Origin of the sequence: Comamonas aquatilis, assembly GCF_965139575.1 — a bacterium.
Classification (GTDB): Bacteria; Pseudomonadota; Gammaproteobacteria; order Burkholderiales; family Burkholderiaceae_C; genus Comamonas; species Comamonas aquatilis.
On record NZ_CBCSIW010000003.1, the window covers coordinates 1 to 19,429 of the forward strand.

The window sequence follows — 19,429 nt, forward strand, 5'->3', positions numbered from 1 at the left end:
GGGCTGGGGCTGGGTAAATCCGAACCCATGCTTTCACCGGCGGCCAAAGCCGCCGCTGAAATGCCTGCTGCCAAGGACCCGATCATCAATACCGAAGAAACCTATGCCGCCCTGGTGCAGCAGATGCAGGCCAAGTCTTTGTGGTTTGCATCCCTGGCGCACCTGGACGCCATGGACAGGCAGTGGGGTGTCACAACCGAGTCGCGCCTGCTGCGAGCCGATGCACTGCGCAACGTGGGGCAATTGAGTGCCAGTACGGCGCTCTACCAAGGCTTGCTGGGCACCTCCAGGGATGGAGCTGCCCGCTACGGATTGGGCCGCGTTGCGGCGGAAAAAGGTGATTTCCGCAGTGCAGCCCAGCAAATGGAGCAGGCCCGCCTGAGCAACCCCGTGGATCCGCAACTGCTGACCGATCTGGGCTATGCCTATCTGCAGGCCCGCGATCTTGGTGCTGCACGCATGCCGCTGATGCAGGCCGCGCAGCTCAATCCCGAGGATGCACAAGCCAACGTCAACCTCAGCCTGTTTCTGATGATCAATGGCCAGAACCAGGAGGCCGAGCTTTTGATGAAGCAGCGCAAGCTGGATGCGCAAACCCAGCTGGCGGTGAAGCAGCAAGCCACCCAATGGCTGCAGGATTCAGCTAAAGCCCCCAAGCCCCAAGCAAGTGCTCCGGCGGTCGAAGCCAAGCCCAGCACCATGGTTGCGCAAAGCGCAAAGCCCGTAATTGCGGAGCAGGCCGCACAAGCGGCCGCCGTGGCCATTCAGTCCGTGGCTGCCTTGGCTCCCGCTACCCCTGCTCCGACCCAGAATATTCAAGCCGCACCCGCCGTGCCCGCCGCCCCGGCGACACGATGGATGGTGTCCGATACGCGTTTTGACTCCGCCAGGCCTGGCCGCCCTGGCTCTGAGGTCCAGGCTGTTGCTGCTTATGTTCTCCCGCCTGCGTTGGCAGCTGCCAGAGCAGACCTCTCGCCAGCGATTGCATCCATTGCGGCACCCATGGTGCATTCCGCCAAAGCGGCAGTTCAGCCCTCGGCTGCGCCGACATTGCTCACCGTATTGGCACCTTTAGAGGTGGCCGTGCCAAAGCCTGTTGCCACCTTGGTTCAGCCAGCGAAAAAGTCTGATTCACCTGCCGTCAGCTCGCAAGCAACTCCGGTGCTGCCTGCCGCTCCGGCCTCTCAGGTCGCACTCCAAGCCACGTCGCTTGGGCAAGGCATTCGTAGCCTCAAAACGGCTGATGAACCTGCTGTGGCCCCTGTGGTTGTTGCTTCATCGGGGGTTCGTCAGGTGGCGGCGGCCGCAAGCCAGGCGCAATCCGTTCAAGCCATCGTGCCTCGGCGTGCTGTGGCGGGCGGACTGTTTTTTGAAACAGCCGACGAGCCACAGGAGCGAAACATTCAACAAGCTGCAGCATTACCCCGCGAGCGCCCGGCAGAGAAGGCCTGGCCTTGAGATGACCGGGAACCAAGCAAGGAGAGCATCATGCAAAAGCAGTCAACATTCCGCGCAAATCTGGATAGCAGGCTGGCGTCAGTCGCGTTGCTGAGCAGTCTGCTGGCGGTGCCGCAACTGGCATCGGTGGCATATGCCCAGAGTGTCCCGCCGGTGGAGGCCAAAACGGCCTCGGCAGCGCTGGCGCAAAGCCCTGTGTCCCAGGCGTCGGCACAGATCAGTCAGATCAATCAGGCCGCTCCCCCACCCACGAATCGCGTGGGAGATGCCACCACTTATCTGCTGGCATTGCAGGCCGGTGGGCAGGTGGCATCGCGCAACATCCATCCGGTGACCAGCGATGTTGCCCAGCGCAGCTATCAGCGCTATCTGGAAAGCTTTACCCACAAGATTCCGGCATATAGCAACTCCAATATCCAGGGTTCTGGCGGCAGTCGCTAAGTTTCAAAGAGCCGCCCATGCGCCCACACAGTCCAGGTTTAAGCGAGGCTCGCACACGCCGTCAGTCCGGCTCGGTCGCCATGCTGGGCGCGCTATGGCTGATGGTGGCCGTCATTTGCCTGGCCACCATTGATATTGGCAATGTGTTCTGGCAAAAGCGGGAGTTGCAGAAGATTGCGGATTTGGCGGCATTGGCGGGGGCTCAGGCTGAAACTGCAGGTGATTGCCAAGTCAATGCAAAACGTATTGCGACCTTGAATGGAATGGCTGGTACACCGCTCGTGGAGTGCGGTAACTGGGCACCTGTTGTGGGAGTCGTGGACTCCAAGAGTTTCTTTGTCAGTGGTGCCACGCCCATGAATGCCAGTCGGGTCACCGCATCCCGCAACGTGCCTTATTTTTTTGTCTTTTCAGCAGGGGCGAGCAATAGTCGTGATGTGCAAGCAATGGCGACTGCTGCCCGCAGCAGGCCGTTGGTACAACTCAGAGTTAGAAGCAAGCTGATTGAAGTTGATGACAAGAAATCAGCCATCCTAAACCCCATCATTGGCGGTCTTTTGGGGGGGAGCCTGAATGTCTCTGCTGCTGGCTGGAATGGGCTGGCGAATGCTCAACTCTCATTGCTGGATTTCTTCAGAGAATTGGGGACGAAGAAAGGCCTGATCGATGTCAATGCCGCCGTCATCGATTACGAAAAAATTCTTGACACCAATATCTCGGCCCTGGACGTGATCGAGGTCATGCTCTCTGCGCTTCAGAAGCAAACCAATAGCAACAACGCCCCCCAGGCCGTGAGCGCAGCGATAACAGCCTTGGGCGCCATTGTTTCGGCCAACATATCCAAGGTTCAGCTCAAACTGCGGGACCTGCTGGATATCAAGTCAGGCACCTCTGATGCGGCTCTGCGGGCGCAACTGAACGCATTGAATGTTGTTCAACTGTTGGCGCAGGTTTCAGGGCAAAAGAGCGGTCTTGTGGTGAAGGGAAATGTTCTGGATCTTCCTGGGATCGGGGCCGTCAGGATCAGCCTGAAAGTGATTGAACCTCCGCAGTCGTCGGTGATGGCTTCACTGCCGTCGACGAGTGCGACATCTTTCGAAAATGCCGCTATTGCTGTCAAAACAGCACAGATTCAGGCGTTGATTTCTGCGGACCTCAAGGTACTGGATGGTCTCAGTGGCCTGGTCAATATCCTGGGAGGCTTGGTGGGCTTGCTGACTTCCGTGTCACCTCAATTGACTGAGATTCCCACGAGATTTGACCTGCATATAGAAGGTGTTGGCGGTCAGGCATGGGTGGAAAGTGGGCAATGCTCTCCGACAAAGCAGATGAAGGTGCATGCCGAGACATCCATTGCCAAGATTCGATTTGGCCGAATGGGCAATTCGGCTGATGAAGCACTGGCGAATGCCTACAGCAAGAATCCATCAAACTATCTGCAGCCGTTCAAGATCATTGATGTTGGACGTCAGCCTATTCTTTTGGGGGGGCTTCTAGGGATTCGAGAGGCTGGATACTATGGCGGAGTGGGGCTGAAGATTGATACCGCTGCGGCATTGAAAAACAGCAAAATTTTAAATCTTGCGGCTCCCGATACCTTGCTACCCTTGAACAGCACAAAAGAGGCGTTCCAGAATTTCAGCATGACGGGAATCATCGCAAGCCTGCAGAGCTTGCTCAGTTCCGACGCGCTTCAGGTCATTCAACCGCCGACAGGAAGTAGTCCACTTGCCGGGCTCGTGGGGCTGGTGAACAATATTTTGGCGGAAGTGCTCAAGTCGCTCTCGAGCATCGTCGGCAAGATACTTGCGCCTTTGTTGGACCCCGTGCTGGATCAACTGCTGGGCCTGCTTGGCATTGATGTGGCCCAGGTCCAGGTCGAAGGTCGTATGGACTGCGGAGCGGTCGAGTTGGTTTACTGAGTGTGGTGCAACTGCAGATGAATTCTCTGCAGCGCATAAGCGGTCGTGGCTTGTCTTATGTGGTGTCGGCTGTCGGTAAGATTTAGCAAGGTGCTATGGATCACACCCTCCATGCACCACCCCACCCAAACCGTCCCCACAGGCTTTTCCGCAGAGCCGCCGCTTGGCCCAGCAATCCCTGTCACCGCAATGCTGACCTGTGCGCGTGAGCGGCGAATGGCACCTTCGGCCATGGCGCGCACCACTTCTTCGCTGACGGCGCCGTGTTGCGCGATCAGCTCGGCGGGCACGCCCAGCATCTCGGTCTTGGCTTCGTTGGAGTAGGTTACAAAGCCGCGGTCAAACCATTGGCTGGATCCGGCGAGATCGGTGCAGGCTGCGGCAATCATGCCGCCGGTACAGCTTTCGGCGGTGGCCAGCATCCAGCCTTTTCCCATCAGCATGGCAGCCAGCTGCTGCACCAGCTCTTCAATGTTGTCGCTCTCGGCAGGCATGGCTATCCCCTCTCAATGGATGCTTGCACCATCTCGGTCAGGGCTGGCCGGCAAAGGTTCTAGCCTCCAGCGCAGCCTGAAGCCAAGATGGGCGTTGGCTTGCGGTTCAGTTCACAAAATGCCGCCACAGGGCAATGACCAGCAGCGTGCAGAAGGCGGCGACCAGATCGTCCCACATGATTCCCCAGCCGCCGCGCGGGCCAAAGCCTTTGAAGAGGCGGTCGGCCCATTTGACGGGTTGCGGCTTGACGGCATCAAAAAAACGAAACACGCCAAAGGCCGCCAGCTGCCCCCAGAAGCCCATTGGCATGCAGAGCCACAAAATGATCCACATGGCGACGACTTCGTCCCAGACGATATGGCCGGGGTCGGCCACGCGCAGATGTTGGGCCGTCACGGTGCAGGCCCACCAGCCCACAGGAATGCTGGCTGCGATCACCCAGCCGATCTGGGCGGTGGTGAGCCACTGTGCGAGCATCAGATAGGCCAGCCAGGCCCAGAGCGAGCCCACGGTGCCGGGTGCCAGCCGGGACAGGCCCGAGCCAAAACCCAGCGCAATCAGGTGAGCCGGGTGCTGCAGCATAAAGCGCGCCGTGGGCCTGGCCATGCCCCCTGAGGGTGCTGGCTTTCTAGCTTGAGGTGCTTCGCTATTGATAGCTGATTGCGTAAATGTAGCAGGGGCTACCGAGGTGTTTTCTTGTTGTGGGGGGCGGTCTTCCGTCATGGCCTCCATGATACGCGGCAGCTTCATTGCAGGCCTGTGACCGGCATGTCTTCTGGGAAGCGAATCTGGTGCACGGCCTTGAATTGCGCGCTGCTGCTGGCGGGCAGCTGCAGCTCCCAGGCAATCATGCCGTTCTGGCCGTTCCAGCGGGTGTTGGCCGGTGGCGGCGTGTACTGCGATTGCACGCTGATCTTGTCGTTGCGCGAGACGGGGGCCGCGTCCAGCAGCTGCAGGGCAATGGCCTGGTCGTGGCGGTTGTCCACTGCGTAGCTGCGCACCACGCTGCGCTCGGTCTTGCTGGCCAGAAAGCCGCCGCTGCCGGTGTTGGCTTCTTGCGGCAGACGACGCACGATGACTTTGTCATCCCGGCCAAAAGACAGGCCCTGGGCCAAGGCCTGGGCATTGCCGAAATCGAGCCGACCGTTACCCACAAAAGCTTCATCACGGAACAGCGCGACGCTGCCCGCAGGCCAGATGCCTGCCGGAGCCTGGAGCGTGGCAATCAGATAGGCCGCTTCCTCCATGGCAGGCGCAGCGCGGGTGAGCAAGCTGGCGGCCACAGTCTCCTTGCCCAGCGTGAGGTTCAGGCGCTCGCTGCTGGATGGCACGGTGATGGGGTAGGGCACGACAAATTGCGTGCTGTAGGCGGTATTGATGCTGGAGACATCGAGCTGTGGCAGCTCGGCATCGCCCACAATTTTGGCGGCCGCCATGGGCCTGCGCTCCATGGCCATGGGGGCCGGTGCCGGGGCTGGCATGGCCGGCTGTGCGATGTCCACGATCCACGGCCGGGGCAACGCCCCTTGCGTGCTGCGGGTGGGCTGGCCGGTGGCAAGACGCAAGCGCACATTGCTCCAGTCTTCGCCGCTGCGTTGCACCACCTGGGCCTGGCGCTCCAGCTGAACCGCACCGCTTGCGGTATGCAGTTGGGCCCGATAGCTGGGCTGCCAGCTGGGGCCGCGCACCTGATAGTTCAGCCGTACCGTGGCCGCGCTGCTGCTGGCCAGCTGCACCGCGACCGTCATCACCTGAGACAGGGGCGATTCCGTGCGGTCGCGCTCATAGCTCAAAGGTCGCAGCTGCTGCAGCAAGTCCTGCTTCTGGTTCTGAATCTGGTGGGCGCGCAAGCTGTTGTCGCGGCTGTTCTGGCGCAGGGCCTGTGTGGTGGCGCCAATCTGGGTTGCCGTCACTTTCGCTGCGTCGCCGGGCTTGGCCACGCCTTGCAGATAGTCGCCCACCAGCTTGGCGGCGTTTTCTTCAGCCTCTAGCGCCGCCAGCTGATCTTCAAGGCGGCGAATTTGCGCGTCCAGCGGGCTGCTGCAGTCTTTGGGCGCCGCAGTGCGCTCCTGTATCAGCACCTTCAGGTCACCGACGCGCACGCCGTTGTCGGCACTGATCTGCAGGCTTTGGGTATCCACGCTGGCGGGAAGGCATTCAAAGCGGAGCTGGCGCGTGCCGGCGTTGATGCGGGCCTCGCGCTGCACGGCGGCCACGCCGGGGTAGAGGGTGACTTCGGTGATGGGCGCGCGGCTGCCTGAGACTTGGAGAAGGCTGCCATCTGCGGCCGCATGGGCTGGCAGTGAGGTCTGCATCCATGCCAGCGCGGCGATCAGGGCCGTCAGTGCGGGCAGAGTGAAAGTGGGCGATGCACGGTGGCGGCTGGGGCTCATGGGGCAGGCTCGGGTTCTGGTGAACAGGCCCCGAGCTTAACCGTAGCTCAGTTCACGCCAAAGTGATCGAAGGACTGCCAGAGCGGCTGCATGGCCTGGCCGTCGGCGCCCAGCAGGCGCAGGCCCGGCTTGGCGTCTATGCGGCCTATGCAGCTGACGGCCGTGCCGCTGGCAAGGCCGGCAGCCAGCACTTCGGCGTGGCGCTGGGCCGGTGCGGTAAAGCACAGCTCGTAGTCGTCGCCACCGGCCAGAGTGCATTGTTGCTGCAGATCAAGGCCAAATTGGCTTGTGGCCCATAGTGGATTTACGCTTGCAGCTATCAAAGGGGTAGTGAGGCGGCTGTCCACCGTGGCGCCTACGCCCGAGAGCTCCAGGATATGGCCCAGATCGCCCAGCAGGCCGTCGCTGACATCGAGCGCGCTGCTGGCCAGGCCGCGCAAGGCCAGACCCAGGGCCACGCGGGGCGTGGGCGCTTCCAGGCGCTGGCGAGTTTGCGCCAGCAGTTCTGGCGGCAGTGTGATCTTGCCCAGCAGGGCTTCGAGTGCCAGGCGGGCATCGCCGAGCTGGCCGCTGACCCAGATCTCATCGCCGGCGCGGGCGCCGCTGCGCAGCAGGGCTTGTCCGGCGGGTACTTCGCCAAAGACGGTGATGCAGATGTTCAGCGGGCCGCCCGTGGTGTCGCCGCCGATCAGCTCGCACTCATGGGCATCGGCCAGGGCCAGCAGCCCTTGGGAGAAGTCGCTGATCCAGGCCTCGTCGGCCTGGGGCAGCGACAGGGCCAGCGTAAACGCCAGCGGCCGGGCGCCGCTGGCCGCCAGATCGCTGAGGTTGACGGCCAGGGCCTTGTGGCCCAGCAGGCGCGGGTTCACATCGGCAAAAAAATGGCGTCCCTGCACCAGCATGTCGCTGGAGATGGCCAGCTGCATGCCGGCTGCCGGCGCCAGCAGGGCGCAGTCATCGCCCACGCCCAGAACGGCACGGCGTACGGGCCGCTGAAAGTAGCGGCGGATCAGATCGAATTCACCCATGAGATTGATGCTTGCTTAGGGCCAGAAAAAGCTCAGCGGCCTGCGCCAGAAACGCTGGCGTATGGCTTTGTAGATGCGCGAACGCTCCACGCCGCTGACGTTGTGCGCACGCAGGGCCACGCGAAAAGCCATGTAAAAGCTCACGCCCACATTGAGCGCAGCATTGAAGGGCAGCATGGCCACGGCCCACCACAGCAGGTTGGAGTGCAGCGCTTCCCAGCCCAGCGAGGCCACGGCCACACCGATCTGGCCGGTGGACAGGGTGACGTGGCGCACTTCCAGCCCCAGGCCGAAGAAGGCGGCAAATGCGGGCACCAGGCCCAGCATCAGGCCCAGAGAGATATTGGATGCCAGGCCCGAGATGTTGCGGCGCAAAAAGCGGGCCCAGCGGTCGGCGCGCTGGCTGCCCAGCGCCTGGGTGATGCCAGGGTTGTAGCGGATCACCGAGTCGAGGTTGTGCAGCACAAACCAGTTCTCCACCCAGCCGGCAATCAGGCTGCTGGTGAACAGCAGCACGCCGGTGAAGGCGGCAAACAGCACCGAGGGACCCAGCAGGCTCAGGGACTCGAGCACATGGTTGGCATGGGCTTCGCTCAGCGCCGGATGGCCCACCAGATGGGCATAGCCCACGGACAGCAGCAGGGCAGCAGGAAACACCAGCAGTACATTGCCCAGAATGGCCGCCACCTGCGAGCGCACCAGATGCGCGACCTCATCCACAAACTCCTGTATCGAGGCATCGGTGGGCACATCCTTGAGCTTGGCGGCCATGGCAGGAGCCGTCATGGCCGGCTGCTTGGTGGCCACGGTGAAGTGCAGCATCTGGATCAGCACAAAGCTCAGGGCATAGTTCAGGCCCGCCAGCATGCCGCCCCAGAACACGGACAGCCCCAGCGCGAACAGCGCAAACTTGGCCAGGGTGGTGAAGGCCATCACAAAGCCGCCGCCGGCGGCCTTGACCAGCATCTTGCTGTACTCGGCACCATCGCGGGTGATGTAGTGCTCGCCCGTCTCGGCACTGCGCTCGGCAACCTTGGCGGCCAGCAGCGAGGTGTTGGTGGACATCAGCGCACGCACGCTGCGCCGCTCGATGCCGACGGCGACCAGATTGGCCAGCAGCTCCGAGGTCTCGTAAGCCCGGTCCTGTGCCAGCAGGCAGTCCAGCAGGCGGCGCACGCGCACGATGCGGGCGCGCACCTGGCGCAGACGAAATACCAGCCCCACCGAGACGCCTTCGGCTTCGAAGTAGGTATAGACCGAGGCGACTGCCGCGCGGCAGGCATCGAGTCGTTCGCGCAACTGCGCGGCCGCAGCATCGCGCCGGTCCGTGGTGCGCAGCGGCAGCTGCACCTCCACACGCAGGTTTTCCACGTCGTGAATCAGGGCGTGAAACGGTTTGTCGTCCCGGTTCTTCTCGCTCATGCGCAGGCGCAGCTCGGGCGCAAAGCCGGTGGAGAGAATCTGGCCCGCGCAGTAGGTGATGGCGTCCAGCAAACTGGTTTCCCAGTAATCCTGGCCTTGCTGCGTATCGGGGGCAATCAGAGCCGAGATGCGCGCCATCAGCTGCGCGTCGATGGCGTGCAGCCAGCGGGCGTCAAATTCATCGGGCAAGGCCAGCATGAACAGCTCGGAGGCATCCACGGTCTCGGGCGTGCTGGGCAACAGCTTGTAGCGCAGGCGCTCGGCCACCTCGCTGATCATGGCCGTGCGCGGTGCAAAGCCAAAATCGGCCAGCAGCGCCGTGATGTCCACCGTGTCAATCAGCTTTTGCCACCACAGGCGCAGGCGCAGCAGGGCCTCGGGGTCGGTTTCAAAGGCCTCCACCAACTGGCGCACGCGCTCCACGGCCTGCTCGGTGGAGGGCTGGGGTGCGCGAATCCATTCAAACAGGTGGATCAGCCACAGATGGCGCTGGGCCAGATCGGCCTCAGGGTTCAGAGCGGCCAGCAGGGCGGGTAAATCGAGAGTGTTTCGCTTCATGCGTTCGATCAATGGCGCACATGTCGGATGCGCCGGGATTGAGGGAGCCGCAGGCCGATATTTTTTATAGGAGTGGCCAAGGGCGATACGCTTAGTGCAGCACGCGTGTTTCCGGCATAGGCATCACATCGCCGGATTCATTCATCTGCAGAACGAAGAGCGGAATTTCGCACACAAAGGTTTCACCTTCGTGATTGACGCACAGATACGTGCCCTGCATGGTGCCCGTGGGGGTGCGAAGCTGGCAGCCGCTGGAATACTCGAAGGACTCACCGGGTTGCAGCAGGGGCTGGCGTCCCACGACGCCCAGGCCTTTGACCTCCTCCACGTGGCCCAGTTCGTTGGTGATGACCCAGTGCCGCGCAATCAGCTGCGCCGGGGCATCACCGGTGTTGGTGACAGTAATCGTGTACGAAAACACATAGACGCCGGCGGCAGGAGCGGATTGCTCGGGCAGGTAGGCGGGCTGGACTTGGACCAGAAACTCGTTCATTGGCATGGCCCAATGGTAACTGCGACAATTGCAGACCATGAGCCCCACCTACCGCATTGCCCCCTCCATCCTGTCAGCCGACTTCGCTCGTTTGGGCGAAGAAGTGCGCAACGTCATTGCCGCTGGCTCCGATTGGATCCACTTTGACGTGATGGACAATCACTACGTTCCCAACCTGACTTTCGGTCCCATGATCTGCCAGGCCGTGAAGCCGCATGCCGTGACGCCTGACGGCCGGCCCGTGCCCATCGACGTGCACCTGATGGTCCAGCCTGTGGATGAACTGGCCACGGCGTTTGCCAAGGCCGGTGCCGACTACATCAGCTTTCACCCCGATGCTTCGTTGCATGTGCACCGCAGCATCCAGAACATCAAAAGCCATGGCTGCAAGGCCGGTCTGGTGTTCAACCCTGCAGCGTCGCTTGAAGTGCTGGACTGGGTGATCGAGGACATCGACCTGATCCTGTTGATGAGCGTGAACCCCGGCTTTGGCGGCCAAAGCTTTATTGATAGCACGCTGCGCAAGATCGAAAAGGCCCGCAAGCTGATTGATGCCTCGGGCAAGGACATCCGCCTGGAAGTGGACGGCGGTATCAAGGAAGCCAATATCCGCGCTGTGGCCGATGCCGGTGCCGATACCTTTGTGGCAGGCAGCGCCATCTTTGGCAAGTCCGATTACAAGGCCGTCATCGACGCCATGCGCAAGAACTTGGCCGCCTCCTGAGCGGCTACGCTGCCTCCCCCAGGAAGGGGGACGGCTGCCTTTGCTGCGGGGCAGCCCTGGCTGTGAAGTGATCTGGTTTGAGACCCTCGGTAAAGGCCTGCAGCCTGTGATGCAGGCCTTTTTTATAGTGATTTAGGCTTCTGGTGCTTACAGATAGTGCGCGAGAAGCTATGGAATTGATAGTTATGCAACTGAACTTGCCCGCATCCGGTCAGAGCCTTGATATCGACGCCGTCATGGTCGATCTGGACGGCACCATGGTGAACACATTGGGTGACTTTGCCGAGGCGCTCAACCGCATGTTGGCCGACCTGCAACTGCCGTCGATTGCGCCGCAGGCCATAGAGCACATGGTGGGCAAGGGCTCGGAAAACCTGATCCGCTCCGTGCTCAAGCATGTGGGTGCAGAGCAGGCGGAGGCCCTTTATCCACAGGCCTGGTTGCGCTACGAGCACCATTACCTGACCATCAACGGGCAGTTTGCCGATGTCTACCCCGGCGTGCTGCAAGGCTTGCAGCGCTTGAAGGACGCCGGCCTGCGCCTGGCCTGTCTGACCAACAAGCCGCTGTCTTTTGCCCGGCCGCTGCTGGCCGCCAAGGGGCTGGATGGTTTTTTTGACTGCGTGTTCGGTGGCGATTCTTTCGAGCGCAAAAAGCCCGACCCCATGCCGCTGATCGAAACCTGCAAGGCCCTGGGCAGCCCGCCCGCGCGCACGCTGATGGTGGGCGATTCCAGCAACGATGCACAGGCCGCCCATGCGGCGGGTTGCCCCGTGGTGCTCATGACTTACGGCTACAACCACGGCCAGCCCATTGAAGCCGTGGCAGCGCGGGCGCATCTGGATTCGCTGGACCAGCTCCAGCACGGTTAAGCTCTGGGCCCATGCATGGCTTGCACCTGACCGCCGACCTCTACCAATGCCAGGGCCCGCAGCATTTGATGCTGGAGGCCGAGGCCATTGCCCAGCTGTGCCTGGCCGAGGTGCACAACGCCGGCCTGAGCTGCATGGCCGACAAATGGGTGAGCTTTCCCGGCTGCGATGGGCGGCCCGGCGGGGTGACGGGCACGGTGCTGCTGGCCGAATCGCATCTGGCCATCCACACCTGGCCCGAGAGCGGCAGCGTCACCATCGATGTCTATGTGTGCAATTTTTCGGGCGACAACTCGGCCAAGGCCCACGCCCTGATGGATGCGGTAATTGCCGCCTACGCGCCGGGCAAGCTGCTGCGCCAGCAGCTGCAGCGCGGTGAGTTAGCAAAATAGAGAGCGGCTGGCACAGATGGGATAAGGGCTGGAGCCGAGTTTAGCTCTGGCTTGTGCCCAGCAGGGCTTTTTTGAGTTGCTCATCGGCGGGCTTGGGGCCCAGCCAGATGCCCAGCAGGGCATTGAAGAATTCGGGCTCCTTGAAGGGCTCGCCCTGGGGCTGGCCTTTGACCAGCACCTGCGTGCCCTGGCCGGGAATCCAGTCCACCGAAAAGTTCTCGCCCGCCAGCAGCTTTTTGTGCTGGGTGAAGATGTCGCTCATGCGCATCACGCCGGGAATCAGCCTGGAGAAAGCGGCGCGCTCCATATTGTCTTCCATGCCCCGGGCGAACAGCTTGCCCAGCTCGGCCGAATCGATCTCGCGCAACATGGTCACGCTGATGCGCTTGGGGCCGTTCAACTGGCTGATCTCCTGCAGGCTGTGTGCCGGTTTTTCCAGATACAGGCCGGCGGTATAGACCTTGAAAATCGCCTTGTAGCGCGTTCCCGCGCCGTTGAGCGTCAGCGTCTTGCCCTGCGCTTGCAGCGACGGTGCATAACTCACCCCATTGATCTGCAACGCTGCGGCCGCTGTACTGGTGCTCTGGGCCTGGGCGCTGTGCGCCGCCAGCAGCAGGCCAGCGCTGAAGGCCAAGGCGATGACCGTGCCCGCATGGCGGCGCATGGAACCCGTGTGGAATACCGACATCGTGAATATCTCCTCCATGATGGTCCCGGGCTCTTTGTCTGGCCTGTGCGGCGGCCGCGGTCCGGGAGTGGATCGCCATGTTGAGGGCTGCCATGACGACCCGCAATACGGGCCGCCCCGCAGAGGTGTGCATCCGCTCTCCATGGCAATCAGGCTGGTTGCGCTGCATTTTCTGCCCGCTGTGCGGATGCGCTACACTGCTCGGATCATGTTCATTCATCGCGCGTTCATTGCAGGTTGTGGAGACCGGGGAGCCTGGCCCTGGCGTAAGCCTGCCCAACTGAACAGCTAAAGCACTCCGGCACGAGCCCGGCGTGCACCCGCGGCCCCTTGGGCCAATTGGAATGAACCGGCGCATCTCTTACGCAAACTCTCGCGTCACCTGTCATTGAGATCCAAGCAAGATCAGCAGGTGTGCCATGCGCCATGACTCCCGGAGCAAACCCGTGATCACGGAACTGGAATTCAAGTCTCTTGCGGCCCAAGGCTATAACCGCATCCCCCTGTTGAGCGAGGCGTTTGCCGACCTCGAAACCCCGCTTTCCCTCTATCTCAAGCTGGCTCACGCCAACGGCGACGGCAAGTACAGCTTTTTGCTGGAATCCGTGGTCGGCGGCGAGCGTTTTGGCCGCTACAGCTTTATCGGCCTGCCGGCGCGAAGCTTTGTGCGTGCCAGCGGCTTTGGCGATCAGGCCAAGACCGAGGTGGTGACCGACGGTCAGGTGGTGGAAACCGCCAGCGGCAATCCGCTGGACTTTATCGCCGCCTACCAAAAGCGCTTCAAGGTGGCGCTCTCGCCCGGCCTGCCGCGGTTTTGCGGTGGCCTGGCCGGTTACTTCGGCTATGACGCCGTGCGCTATATCGAGAAAAAGCTGGAGCACTCCTGCCCGCCCGATTCTCTGGGCACGCCCGACATCATGCTGCTGCAGTGCGAGGAAGTGGCCGTCATCGACAACCTCTCGGGCAAGCTGTACCTGATCGTCTATGCCAACCCTGGCGAGGCCGAGGCCTATACCCGCGCCAAGAAGCGGCTGCGCCAGCTCAAGGATCAGCTGCGCTACTCGGTCAGCGCGCCGCAGATTCGTGCCGGAGAAAGCTATCCCGCAGAGCGCAGCTTTGACAAGCAGGACTATCTGGCCGCCGTGCAAAAGGCCAAGGATCTGATTGCGGCGGGCGACTTCATGCAGGTGCAGGTGGGTCAGCGGATTCACAAGCGTTTCACGGCTTCGCCGCTGTCGCTGTACCGCGCGCTGCGCTCGCTCAACCCCAGCCCTTACATGTACTTCTACCATTTCGGAGATTTCCATGTGGTGGGGGCCAGCCCCGAAATTTTGGTGCGCCAGGAAAGCACGCCCGATGGCGAAAAGGTGACAATTCGCCCGCTGGCCGGCACGCGTCCGCGCGGCAACACGCCCGAGTCGGACAAGGCCACGGAGCAGGAGCTGGTGACCGATCCCAAGGAACGGGCCGAGCATGTGATGCTGATCGATCTGGCGCGCAACGACATCGGCCGCATTGCCAAGACCGGCAGCGTGAAGGTGACCGAGGCCTTTGCCGTGGAGCGCTACAGCCATGTCATGCACATCGTGAGCAATGTGGAAGGCCTGCTGCTGGACGGCATGGAGAACATGGATGTGTTCAAGGCCACCTTCCCCGCCGGCACGCTGACGGGCGCACCCAAGGTGCATGCCATGGAAGTCATCGACCAGCTTGAGCCCACCAAGCGCGGCATCTATGGCGGTGCCTGCGGCTATCTGAGCTTTGCCGGCGACATGGATCTGGCGATTGCGATTCGCACCGGCGTCATCAAGGACAACGTGCTCTATGTACAGGCCGCAGCCGGCGTAGTGGCCGATTCCGTGCCCGAGCTGGAGTGGAAGGAAACCGAGCACAAGGCCCGCGCCTTGTTGCGCGCTGCAGAACTGGTTGAGGAAGGTCTGGAATGAGCGAAAACATCTGCAAGGCTTTTGACAAGGCAGCCCCCTGCGCCAGCATGGACGAAGTGCGTGCCGGCGTGAATGCGCTGGATGACGTGCTTGTGCCTCTGCTGGTGGAGCGCAGCGCCTACATGACCCAGGCCGCACGCGTGAAAAACGACGAAGGCCTGGTGCGCGACGAGGCTCGCATCCAGGCCATCGTGGACCGCGTGCGCCCCATGGCAGCCGCTCAGGGCGGTGATGCCGACCTCATGGAGCGCCTGTACCGGGCCATGATGGAGTGTTACATCGATTTCGAACACCAGGAGCTGGCCCGTCTGCGCGGCCAAGGTCTGCAACCGCGCGCGCCAGGCGCTGCCCAGGAGTAAGCCATGAAGCTCTTGATGATCGACAACTACGACAGCTTTACCTACAACATCGTCCAGTACTTTGGCGAGCTGGGTGCCGAGGTGACCGTGGTGCGCAACGACGAAACCACGGTGGCCGAAGTGGAGGCGCTGATGGCGCGCGAAGGCATTGAGCGCCTGGTGATCTCGCCCGGCCCCTGCTCGCCGGCCGAAGCCGGGATATCCGTGGCTGCGATCAAGCACTTTGCCGGCAAGCTGCCGATTTTGGGCGTCTGCCTGGGCCACCAGAGCATTGGTGCCGCCTTTGACGGTGACATCATCCGCGCCGGCCAGCAAATGCACGGCAAGACCAGCGTGATCCACACCGATCAAAAAGGCGTGTTTGCCGGTCTGCCCCTGGAGTTCACCGTCAACCGCTATCACTCGCTGGTGATCGACCGGAAAACGCTGCCCGACTGCCTGGAAATCACCGCCACCAGCGAAGATGGCGAAATCCAGGGTGTGCGCCACAAGACGCTGGCCATCGAGGGAGTGCAGTTCCACCCCGAGAGCATTCTGACCGAGCACGGTCATGCCATGCTGAAGAACTTTCTTGAGCAGAACTAAGCTGAATTTCACTCATTAATCAGTAGCTGTTGGCGTTTGATATGGCTTGATTTCAAGCTGAATTCATTTTGAATTCAAGATAAAACAAGTGCCAGCAGCTCTTAAAAGCATAGAGAGATTGGCCATGATTACTCCCCAGGAAGCGCTGCAGCGCACCATCGAGCACCGCGAAATCTTCCACGACGAGATGCTGCACCTGATGCGCATGATCATGCGCGGCGAGCTCTCGCCGGTGATGACGGCCTCCATACTCACCGGCCTGCGTGTGAAGAAGGAAACCATTGGCGAGATCTCGGCCGCGGCCGAGGTGATGCGCGAGTTCTCCAACAAGGTGAACGTGCATGACAAAAACCATCTGGTGGATATCGTGGGCACGGGCGGCGATGGCGCGAACACCTTCAATATCTCCACCTGCTCCACTTTTGTGATTGCGGCGGCTGGCGGCAAGGTCAGCAAGCATGGCGGGCGCAGCGTGAGCAGCAAGTCCGGCAGCGCCGATGCCATGGAAGCGCTGGGCATCAACATCAACCTCAATGCCGCGCAGATTGCAGACTGCATACGCGATGTGGGCATTGGTTTCATGTTCGCGCCCAATCACCATCCGGCCATGAAGAATGTGGCGCCGGTGCGCAAGGAGCTGGGCGTGCGCACCATCTTCAATATTCTGGGCCCGCTGACCAACCCGGCCAGTGCCCCGAATATCTTGATGGGCGTGTTCCACGAAGATTTGGTCGGCATCCAGGTGCGCGCTCTGCAGCGTCTGGGCGCTGAGCATGCGCTGGTGGTCTATGGCCGCGACGGCCTCGATGAGATCAGCCTGGGTGCCGGCACTCTGGTGGGCGAACTCAAGGACGGCGTGGTGCGTGAATACGAAATCCACCCCGAAGACTTTGGTCTGCGCATGGCGGGCACGCGCTCGCTGAAAGTGGAAAACCCCGAAGAGTCCAAAGCCATGCTGCTGGGCGTGCTGCAGGGCGAGCAAGGCCCGGCGCGCGATATCGTTTGCCTGAATGCCGGCGCCGCGTTGTATGCGGCCAACGCGGCCAGCTCCATTGAAGATGGTCTGGGGCGTGCGCAAAGCGCGGTGGACAGCGGCGCGGCACTGAAAAAGCTGCAGGAACTGGTGCGCTATACACAGCAATTTTCGGCCCAGGCATAAGTCTGTGGGCCATGAACGAATTCAAGGATGAATCCATGTCTGACATTTTGAAGAAAATCTGCGACGTCAAAGTCCAGGAAGTGGCAGCCGCCAAGAATCGCCTGTCTTTTGAAGACATGCGCCGCGATGCCGAAAGCCGCGTATCGACCCGCGATTTTGTGGGCGCGCTGCGCGCCAAGATCGCGGCCGGCCAGGCTGCCGTGATTGCCGAAGTCAAGAAAGCCAGCCCCAGCAAGGGCGTGATCCGCCAGGACTTCGATCCTGCCGACATCGCCCAGAGCTATATGGTGGGCAATGGCAAGATCAATGCCGCCTGCCTGTCGGTACTGACCGACCGCCAGTTCTTTCAGGGCCAGCCCGACTTCTTGAAGCAAGCCCGTGCCAGCACCACGCTGCCTGTGCTGCGCAAGGATTTCATGGTCGACCCCTATCAGATCTATGAGTCGCGAGCCATGGGTGCCGATGCCATCTTGCTGATCGCCGCCTGCCTGGATGATGCGCAGATGGTCGATATGGAACAGATTGCCCGCAGCCTGGATATGGCCGTGCTGGTGGAAGTGCATGATGCCAAGGAGCTGGAGCGTGCTCTCAAGCTCAAGACCGAGTTGGTGGGCATCAACAACCGCGATCTGCGCAGTTTCGAAGTCCATATCGAAACCACGCTGGAGCTGCAGAAAAACGTGCCTGCCGATCGCCTGCTGGTGACCGAATCGGGCATTTTGACCTCCGCCGACGTGAAGACCCTGCGCGACGCCGGCATCAACGCCTTCCTGGTGGGCGAGGCCTTTATGCGTGCACCCGAGCCCGGCGAAGCTCTGGCCAAGCTGTTTGCTTGAGGGGGTAGGGGTTCAGTCCAGAGGCTGAACTTCTGTATCCAGAAAATAGCCTGCGCTGCGCTTGGTCTTGAGCAGCACGGGCGCGCCTTTCCTGCTTTCGATCTTGCGGCGCAGACGCAGTATCTGCACATCAATGGCGCGGTCGTAGGTTTTGTCTTCGGCCTGGGTCATGTCCATGATGGAGTCACGGCTCATGATTTTTCGAGGGTGTTTGAGCAAGATCAGCAGCAGGGCGTACTCGGTCTTGGTCAGACTCACCTCCTGGCCGTCGCAGCTGCGCAGCTTGCGTGAGCGCGTATGCAGCTCCCAGCCGGCAAATCGGAAGCCCTTGGCCGCAAGGCCGGATTCCCCATGGTGAGCAGAGCTGGAATGCAGAACCTGGGTGGCAGCAGCGAATGGGTGCATAGGAACTCCTGTTCAAGCCAGTGCTTGCGCCAACGGTGCTAGATAGCGATCAGCTTGGTATGCAGCAATTTTTGGTACTTTTGTAACCTTTGTCACTCACTGATATCAGGTATTTTGCTGGCCTGTTCTGCGCTTTTCCCATGCGTTGCGGTGTGAGAACCTGAAAATTCGGCAATGAGCCATACGATGACAAACTCTTCAAACTCCCACCCTGCTGGCACATCGCAGTTGCAGACGGCCCATCCTGCTGACTGGTCCGTGGCCTCCGGCTGGAAGCCGGTGGTGGATCAATTTTTCGCCGCAGCTGCAGGTCAACGCCTGCAGGCCTATCTGCAACAGCGTCTGGATGCGGGTGCCGTGATTTTTCCGCCTCAACCTCTGCGGGCGCTGGAGCTGACTGCACCCGAAGACGTGCGGGTGGTCATCCTGGGGCAGGACCCCTACCATGGCCGTGGTCAGGCCGAGGGGCTGGCTTTCTCCGTCGCGCCGGGCGTGCGCATACCGCCCTCGCTGCAAAACATCTTCAAGGAAATGTTGCGGGATCTGGGAACGCCATTTCCCGCCTTTCCCCAGCCGGGCGGCAGTCTGGTGGCGTGGGCGCAGCATGGCGTGTTGTTGCTCAACACCTGCCTGACCGTGGAAGAAGGTCAGGCCGCCAGCCACAGCAAGCGTGGCTGGGAGGCGTTGACCGACGCCATCATTCGCCAGGTGGCAGAGCAAGGCCGTCCCACGGTGTTCATGCTGTGGGGCGCACATGCGCAATCGAAGCGAGCGTTTATTCCCGAGGACAAGGGGCATCTGGTGCTGATGAGCAACCACCCGTCTCCGCTGTCGGCCCTGCGCCCGCCAGTTCCTTTCATGGGCAACGGCCACTTTGGCAAGGCACGCGAGTTCCGGCTTGAGCACGGATACTGAGTCGCCTGGCGGCTGCTTTCAGCGGGATTCGCGCACCGTCAGCCAGGCACTGAGCGCGCCGCCCAGAGCAATGATCAGCATGCCCATGACTGCCCATTGGTCGGGGATGTGGCGGTAGAGCAGCCAGCCGGCCATGGCCGCAAACAGGATCTGGCTGTAGAGGTAGGGCGTAATCGTGGCCGGTTTGGCGTATTCGTAGGCCTTGAGCATCAGCAGGTGGCCGATGGCGCTGCCGACCCCCATGGCCGCTATGCCGGCAAGCATTGCCGGGCTTGATAGCTGCGCGGAGGCAGTCCAGATCCAGGGCAGACTGAAGCTGGTCAGCAGCAGTGCAAACA

General features: G+C 61.6%; 21 protein-coding genes. 12 read left to right on the forward strand and 9 right to left on the reverse strand.

The annotated features are described in order from the left end of the window. The 3 genes from ACNAZA_RS05020 to ACNAZA_RS05030 form a co-directional block, all read left to right on the forward strand. Nucleotides 1–1,458, forward strand: a 1,458-nt coding sequence (locus ACNAZA_RS05020; RefSeq protein WP_415795364.1) for a tetratricopeptide repeat protein, incomplete at its 5' end; no start/stop codon positions are given. A gap of 30 nt (nt 1,459–1,488) precedes the next feature. Next, nucleotides 1,489–1,899: a DUF3613 domain-containing protein gene (locus tag ACNAZA_RS05025; RefSeq protein ID WP_415795365.1), complete on the forward strand. Its 411-nt coding sequence runs from the start codon at nt 1,489–1,491 to the stop codon at nt 1,897–1,899. Nucleotides 1,900–1,916: 17 nt separating this feature from the next. Further along, entirely contained in the window at nt 1,917–3,821 is a 1,905-nt protein-coding gene (locus ACNAZA_RS05030) for a TadG family pilus assembly protein (RefSeq protein ID WP_415795367.1), read from the forward strand. Here ACNAZA_RS05030 and ACNAZA_RS05035 read toward each other — a convergent pair. From ACNAZA_RS05035 to apaG, 6 genes are all read right to left on the reverse strand, one after another. Further along, a complete protein-coding gene (locus ACNAZA_RS05035; RefSeq protein WP_415795368.1) occupies nt 3,815–4,315 on the reverse strand; it encodes a CinA family protein in 501 nt (166 codons plus the stop codon). The two genes, ACNAZA_RS05030 and ACNAZA_RS05035, sit on opposite strands and share 7 nt — an antisense overlap. Before the next feature lie 106 nt (nt 4,316–4,421). Then, nucleotides 4,422–4,922, reverse strand: coding sequence for a phosphatidylglycerophosphatase A family protein (locus ACNAZA_RS05040; RefSeq protein WP_415795369.1), 501 nt, complete (start codon nt 4,920–4,922; stop codon nt 4,422–4,424). A gap of 140 nt (nt 4,923–5,062) precedes the next feature. Then, nucleotides 5,063–6,631, reverse strand: a complete 1,569-nt coding sequence (locus tag ACNAZA_RS05045; protein WP_415795747.1) for a DUF4139 domain-containing protein — start codon at nt 6,629–6,631, stop codon at nt 5,063–5,065. Nucleotides 6,632–6,756: 125 nt separating this feature from the next. After that, complete coding sequence (gene thiL / locus ACNAZA_RS05050; RefSeq protein WP_415795370.1) at nt 6,757–7,737, reverse strand: thiamine-phosphate kinase; 981 nt, start codon at nt 7,735–7,737, stop codon at nt 6,757–6,759. A gap of 15 nt (nt 7,738–7,752) precedes the next feature. After that, nucleotides 7,753–9,717, reverse strand: coding sequence for a site-specific recombinase (locus tag ACNAZA_RS05055; protein ID WP_415795371.1), 1,965 nt, complete (start codon nt 9,715–9,717; stop codon nt 7,753–7,755). A gap of 91 nt (nt 9,718–9,808) precedes the next feature. Further along, a complete protein-coding gene (gene apaG / locus ACNAZA_RS05060) occupies nt 9,809–10,216 on the reverse strand; it encodes a Co2+/Mg2+ efflux protein ApaG (RefSeq protein ID WP_120971788.1) in 408 nt (135 codons plus the stop codon). Between the two features lie 31 nt (nt 10,217–10,247). Here apaG and rpe point away from each other — a divergent pair, with 31 nt between their 5' ends. The 3 genes from rpe to ACNAZA_RS05075 all read left to right on the forward strand — a co-directional run bounded on the left by rpe (nt 10,248) and on the right by ACNAZA_RS05075 (nt 12,198). Continuing rightward, complete coding sequence (gene rpe / locus ACNAZA_RS05065; RefSeq protein ID WP_415795372.1) at nt 10,248–10,934, forward strand: ribulose-phosphate 3-epimerase; 687 nt, start codon at nt 10,248–10,250, stop codon at nt 10,932–10,934. 185 nt (nt 10,935–11,119) lie between these two features. Beyond that, complete coding sequence (gph, locus tag ACNAZA_RS05070; RefSeq protein ID WP_415795373.1) at nt 11,120–11,806, forward strand: phosphoglycolate phosphatase; 687 nt, start codon at nt 11,120–11,122, stop codon at nt 11,804–11,806. Between the two features lie 11 nt (nt 11,807–11,817). Further along, entirely contained in the window at nt 11,818–12,198 is a 381-nt protein-coding gene (locus ACNAZA_RS05075) for an S-adenosylmethionine decarboxylase family protein (protein ID WP_415795374.1), read from the forward strand. A gap of 40 nt (nt 12,199–12,238) precedes the next feature. Here ACNAZA_RS05075 and ACNAZA_RS05080 read toward each other — a convergent pair whose 3' ends face one another. Next, nucleotides 12,239–12,886, reverse strand: a complete 648-nt coding sequence (locus tag ACNAZA_RS05080; RefSeq protein WP_415795375.1) for a chalcone isomerase family protein — start codon at nt 12,884–12,886, stop codon at nt 12,239–12,241. A gap of 446 nt (nt 12,887–13,332) precedes the next feature. On the opposite strand from ACNAZA_RS05080, the gene trpE reads away from it, so the two are divergent. From trpE to trpC, 5 genes are all read left to right on the forward strand, one after another. After that, nucleotides 13,333–14,832, forward strand: coding sequence for an anthranilate synthase component I (trpE, locus tag ACNAZA_RS05085; protein WP_415795748.1), 1,500 nt, complete (start codon nt 13,333–13,335; stop codon nt 14,830–14,832). Further along, nucleotides 14,829–15,191, forward strand: coding sequence for a chorismate mutase (locus tag ACNAZA_RS05090; protein ID WP_415795376.1), 363 nt, complete (start codon nt 14,829–14,831; stop codon nt 15,189–15,191). The genes trpE and ACNAZA_RS05090 overlap by 4 nt, the downstream gene beginning before the upstream one ends. A gap of 3 nt (nt 15,192–15,194) precedes the next feature. Continuing rightward, nucleotides 15,195–15,776, forward strand: a complete 582-nt coding sequence (locus ACNAZA_RS05095) for an anthranilate synthase component II (RefSeq protein ID WP_415795377.1) — start codon at nt 15,195–15,197, stop codon at nt 15,774–15,776. 118 nt (nt 15,777–15,894) lie between these two features. Next, nucleotides 15,895–16,935, forward strand: coding sequence for an anthranilate phosphoribosyltransferase (trpD, locus tag ACNAZA_RS05100; RefSeq protein WP_415795379.1), 1,041 nt, complete (start codon nt 15,895–15,897; stop codon nt 16,933–16,935). 35 nt (nt 16,936–16,970) lie between these two features. Then, on the forward strand, nt 16,971–17,771 hold the full coding sequence (trpC, locus tag ACNAZA_RS05105; RefSeq protein ID WP_415795380.1) for an indole-3-glycerol phosphate synthase TrpC: 801 nt from the start codon (nt 16,971–16,973) through the stop codon (nt 17,769–17,771). Nucleotides 17,772–17,783: 12 nt separating this feature from the next. Here the strand turns inward: trpC and ACNAZA_RS05110 are convergent, their stop codons facing one another. Further along, nucleotides 17,784–18,176, reverse strand: coding sequence for a winged helix-turn-helix domain-containing protein (locus ACNAZA_RS05110; protein WP_415795382.1), 393 nt, complete (start codon nt 18,174–18,176; stop codon nt 17,784–17,786). A 186-nt stretch (nt 18,177–18,362) separates the two neighbouring features. Here ACNAZA_RS05110 and ACNAZA_RS05115 point away from each other — a divergent pair, with 186 nt between their 5' ends. Further along, nucleotides 18,363–19,091 carry a uracil-DNA glycosylase gene (locus ACNAZA_RS05115; protein ID WP_415795383.1) on the forward strand — a complete coding sequence of 243 codons (729 nt, stop codon included), beginning with the start codon at nt 18,363–18,365 and terminating at the stop codon, nt 19,089–19,091. Between the two features lie 18 nt (nt 19,092–19,109). Here the strand turns inward: ACNAZA_RS05115 and ACNAZA_RS05120 are convergent. Further along, the coding region (locus ACNAZA_RS05120) for an EamA family transporter (protein ID WP_415795385.1) at nt 19,110–19,429 on the reverse strand (320 nt) is incomplete at its 5' end.

Excerpts from the sequence above, each read along its gene's own strand:
- ACNAZA_RS05090 (WP_415795376.1), top strand. The coding sequence starts at position 14,829 with ATGAGCGAAAACATCTGCAAGGCTTTTGACAAGGCAGCCCCCTGCGCC.
- ACNAZA_RS05095 (WP_415795377.1), top strand. The coding sequence starts at position 15,195 with ATGAAGCTCTTGATGATCGACAACTACGACAGCTTTACCTACAACATC.
- ACNAZA_RS05115 (WP_415795383.1), top strand. The coding sequence starts at position 18,363 with ATGACAAACTCTTCAAACTCCCACCCTGCTGGCACATCGCAGTTGCAG.
- ACNAZA_RS05110 (WP_415795382.1), bottom strand. The coding sequence starts at position 18,176 with ATGCACCCATTCGCTGCTGCCACCCAGGTTCTGCATTCCAGCTCTGCT.
- gph (WP_415795373.1), top strand. The coding sequence starts at position 11,120 with ATGCAACTGAACTTGCCCGCATCCGGTCAGAGCCTTGATATCGACGCC.
- rpe (WP_415795372.1), top strand. The coding sequence starts at position 10,248 with ATGAGCCCCACCTACCGCATTGCCCCCTCCATCCTGTCAGCCGACTTC.
- thiL (WP_415795370.1), bottom strand. The coding sequence starts at position 7,737 with ATGGGTGAATTCGATCTGATCCGCCGCTACTTTCAGCGGCCCGTACGC.
- ACNAZA_RS05030 (WP_415795367.1), top strand. The coding sequence starts at position 1,917 with ATGCGCCCACACAGTCCAGGTTTAAGCGAGGCTCGCACACGCCGTCAG.
- ACNAZA_RS05040 (WP_415795369.1), bottom strand. The coding sequence starts at position 4,922 with ATGGCCAGGCCCACGGCGCGCTTTATGCTGCAGCACCCGGCTCACCTG.
- ACNAZA_RS05055 (WP_415795371.1), bottom strand. The coding sequence starts at position 9,717 with ATGAAGCGAAACACTCTCGATTTACCCGCCCTGCTGGCCGCTCTGAAC.
- ACNAZA_RS05075 (WP_415795374.1), top strand. The coding sequence starts at position 11,818 with ATGCATGGCTTGCACCTGACCGCCGACCTCTACCAATGCCAGGGCCCG.
- apaG (WP_120971788.1), bottom strand. The coding sequence starts at position 10,216 with ATGCCAATGAACGAGTTTCTGGTCCAAGTCCAGCCCGCCTACCTGCCC.
- ACNAZA_RS05025 (WP_415795365.1), top strand. The coding sequence starts at position 1,489 with ATGCAAAAGCAGTCAACATTCCGCGCAAATCTGGATAGCAGGCTGGCG.
- trpC (WP_415795380.1), top strand. The coding sequence starts at position 16,971 with ATGTCTGACATTTTGAAGAAAATCTGCGACGTCAAAGTCCAGGAAGTG.
- ACNAZA_RS05045 (WP_415795747.1), bottom strand. The coding sequence starts at position 6,631 with ATGCAGACCTCACTGCCAGCCCATGCGGCCGCAGATGGCAGCCTTCTC.
- ACNAZA_RS05035 (WP_415795368.1), bottom strand. The coding sequence starts at position 4,315 with ATGCCTGCCGAGAGCGACAACATTGAAGAGCTGGTGCAGCAGCTGGCT.
- ACNAZA_RS05080 (WP_415795375.1), bottom strand. The coding sequence starts at position 12,886 with ATGTCGGTATTCCACACGGGTTCCATGCGCCGCCATGCGGGCACGGTC.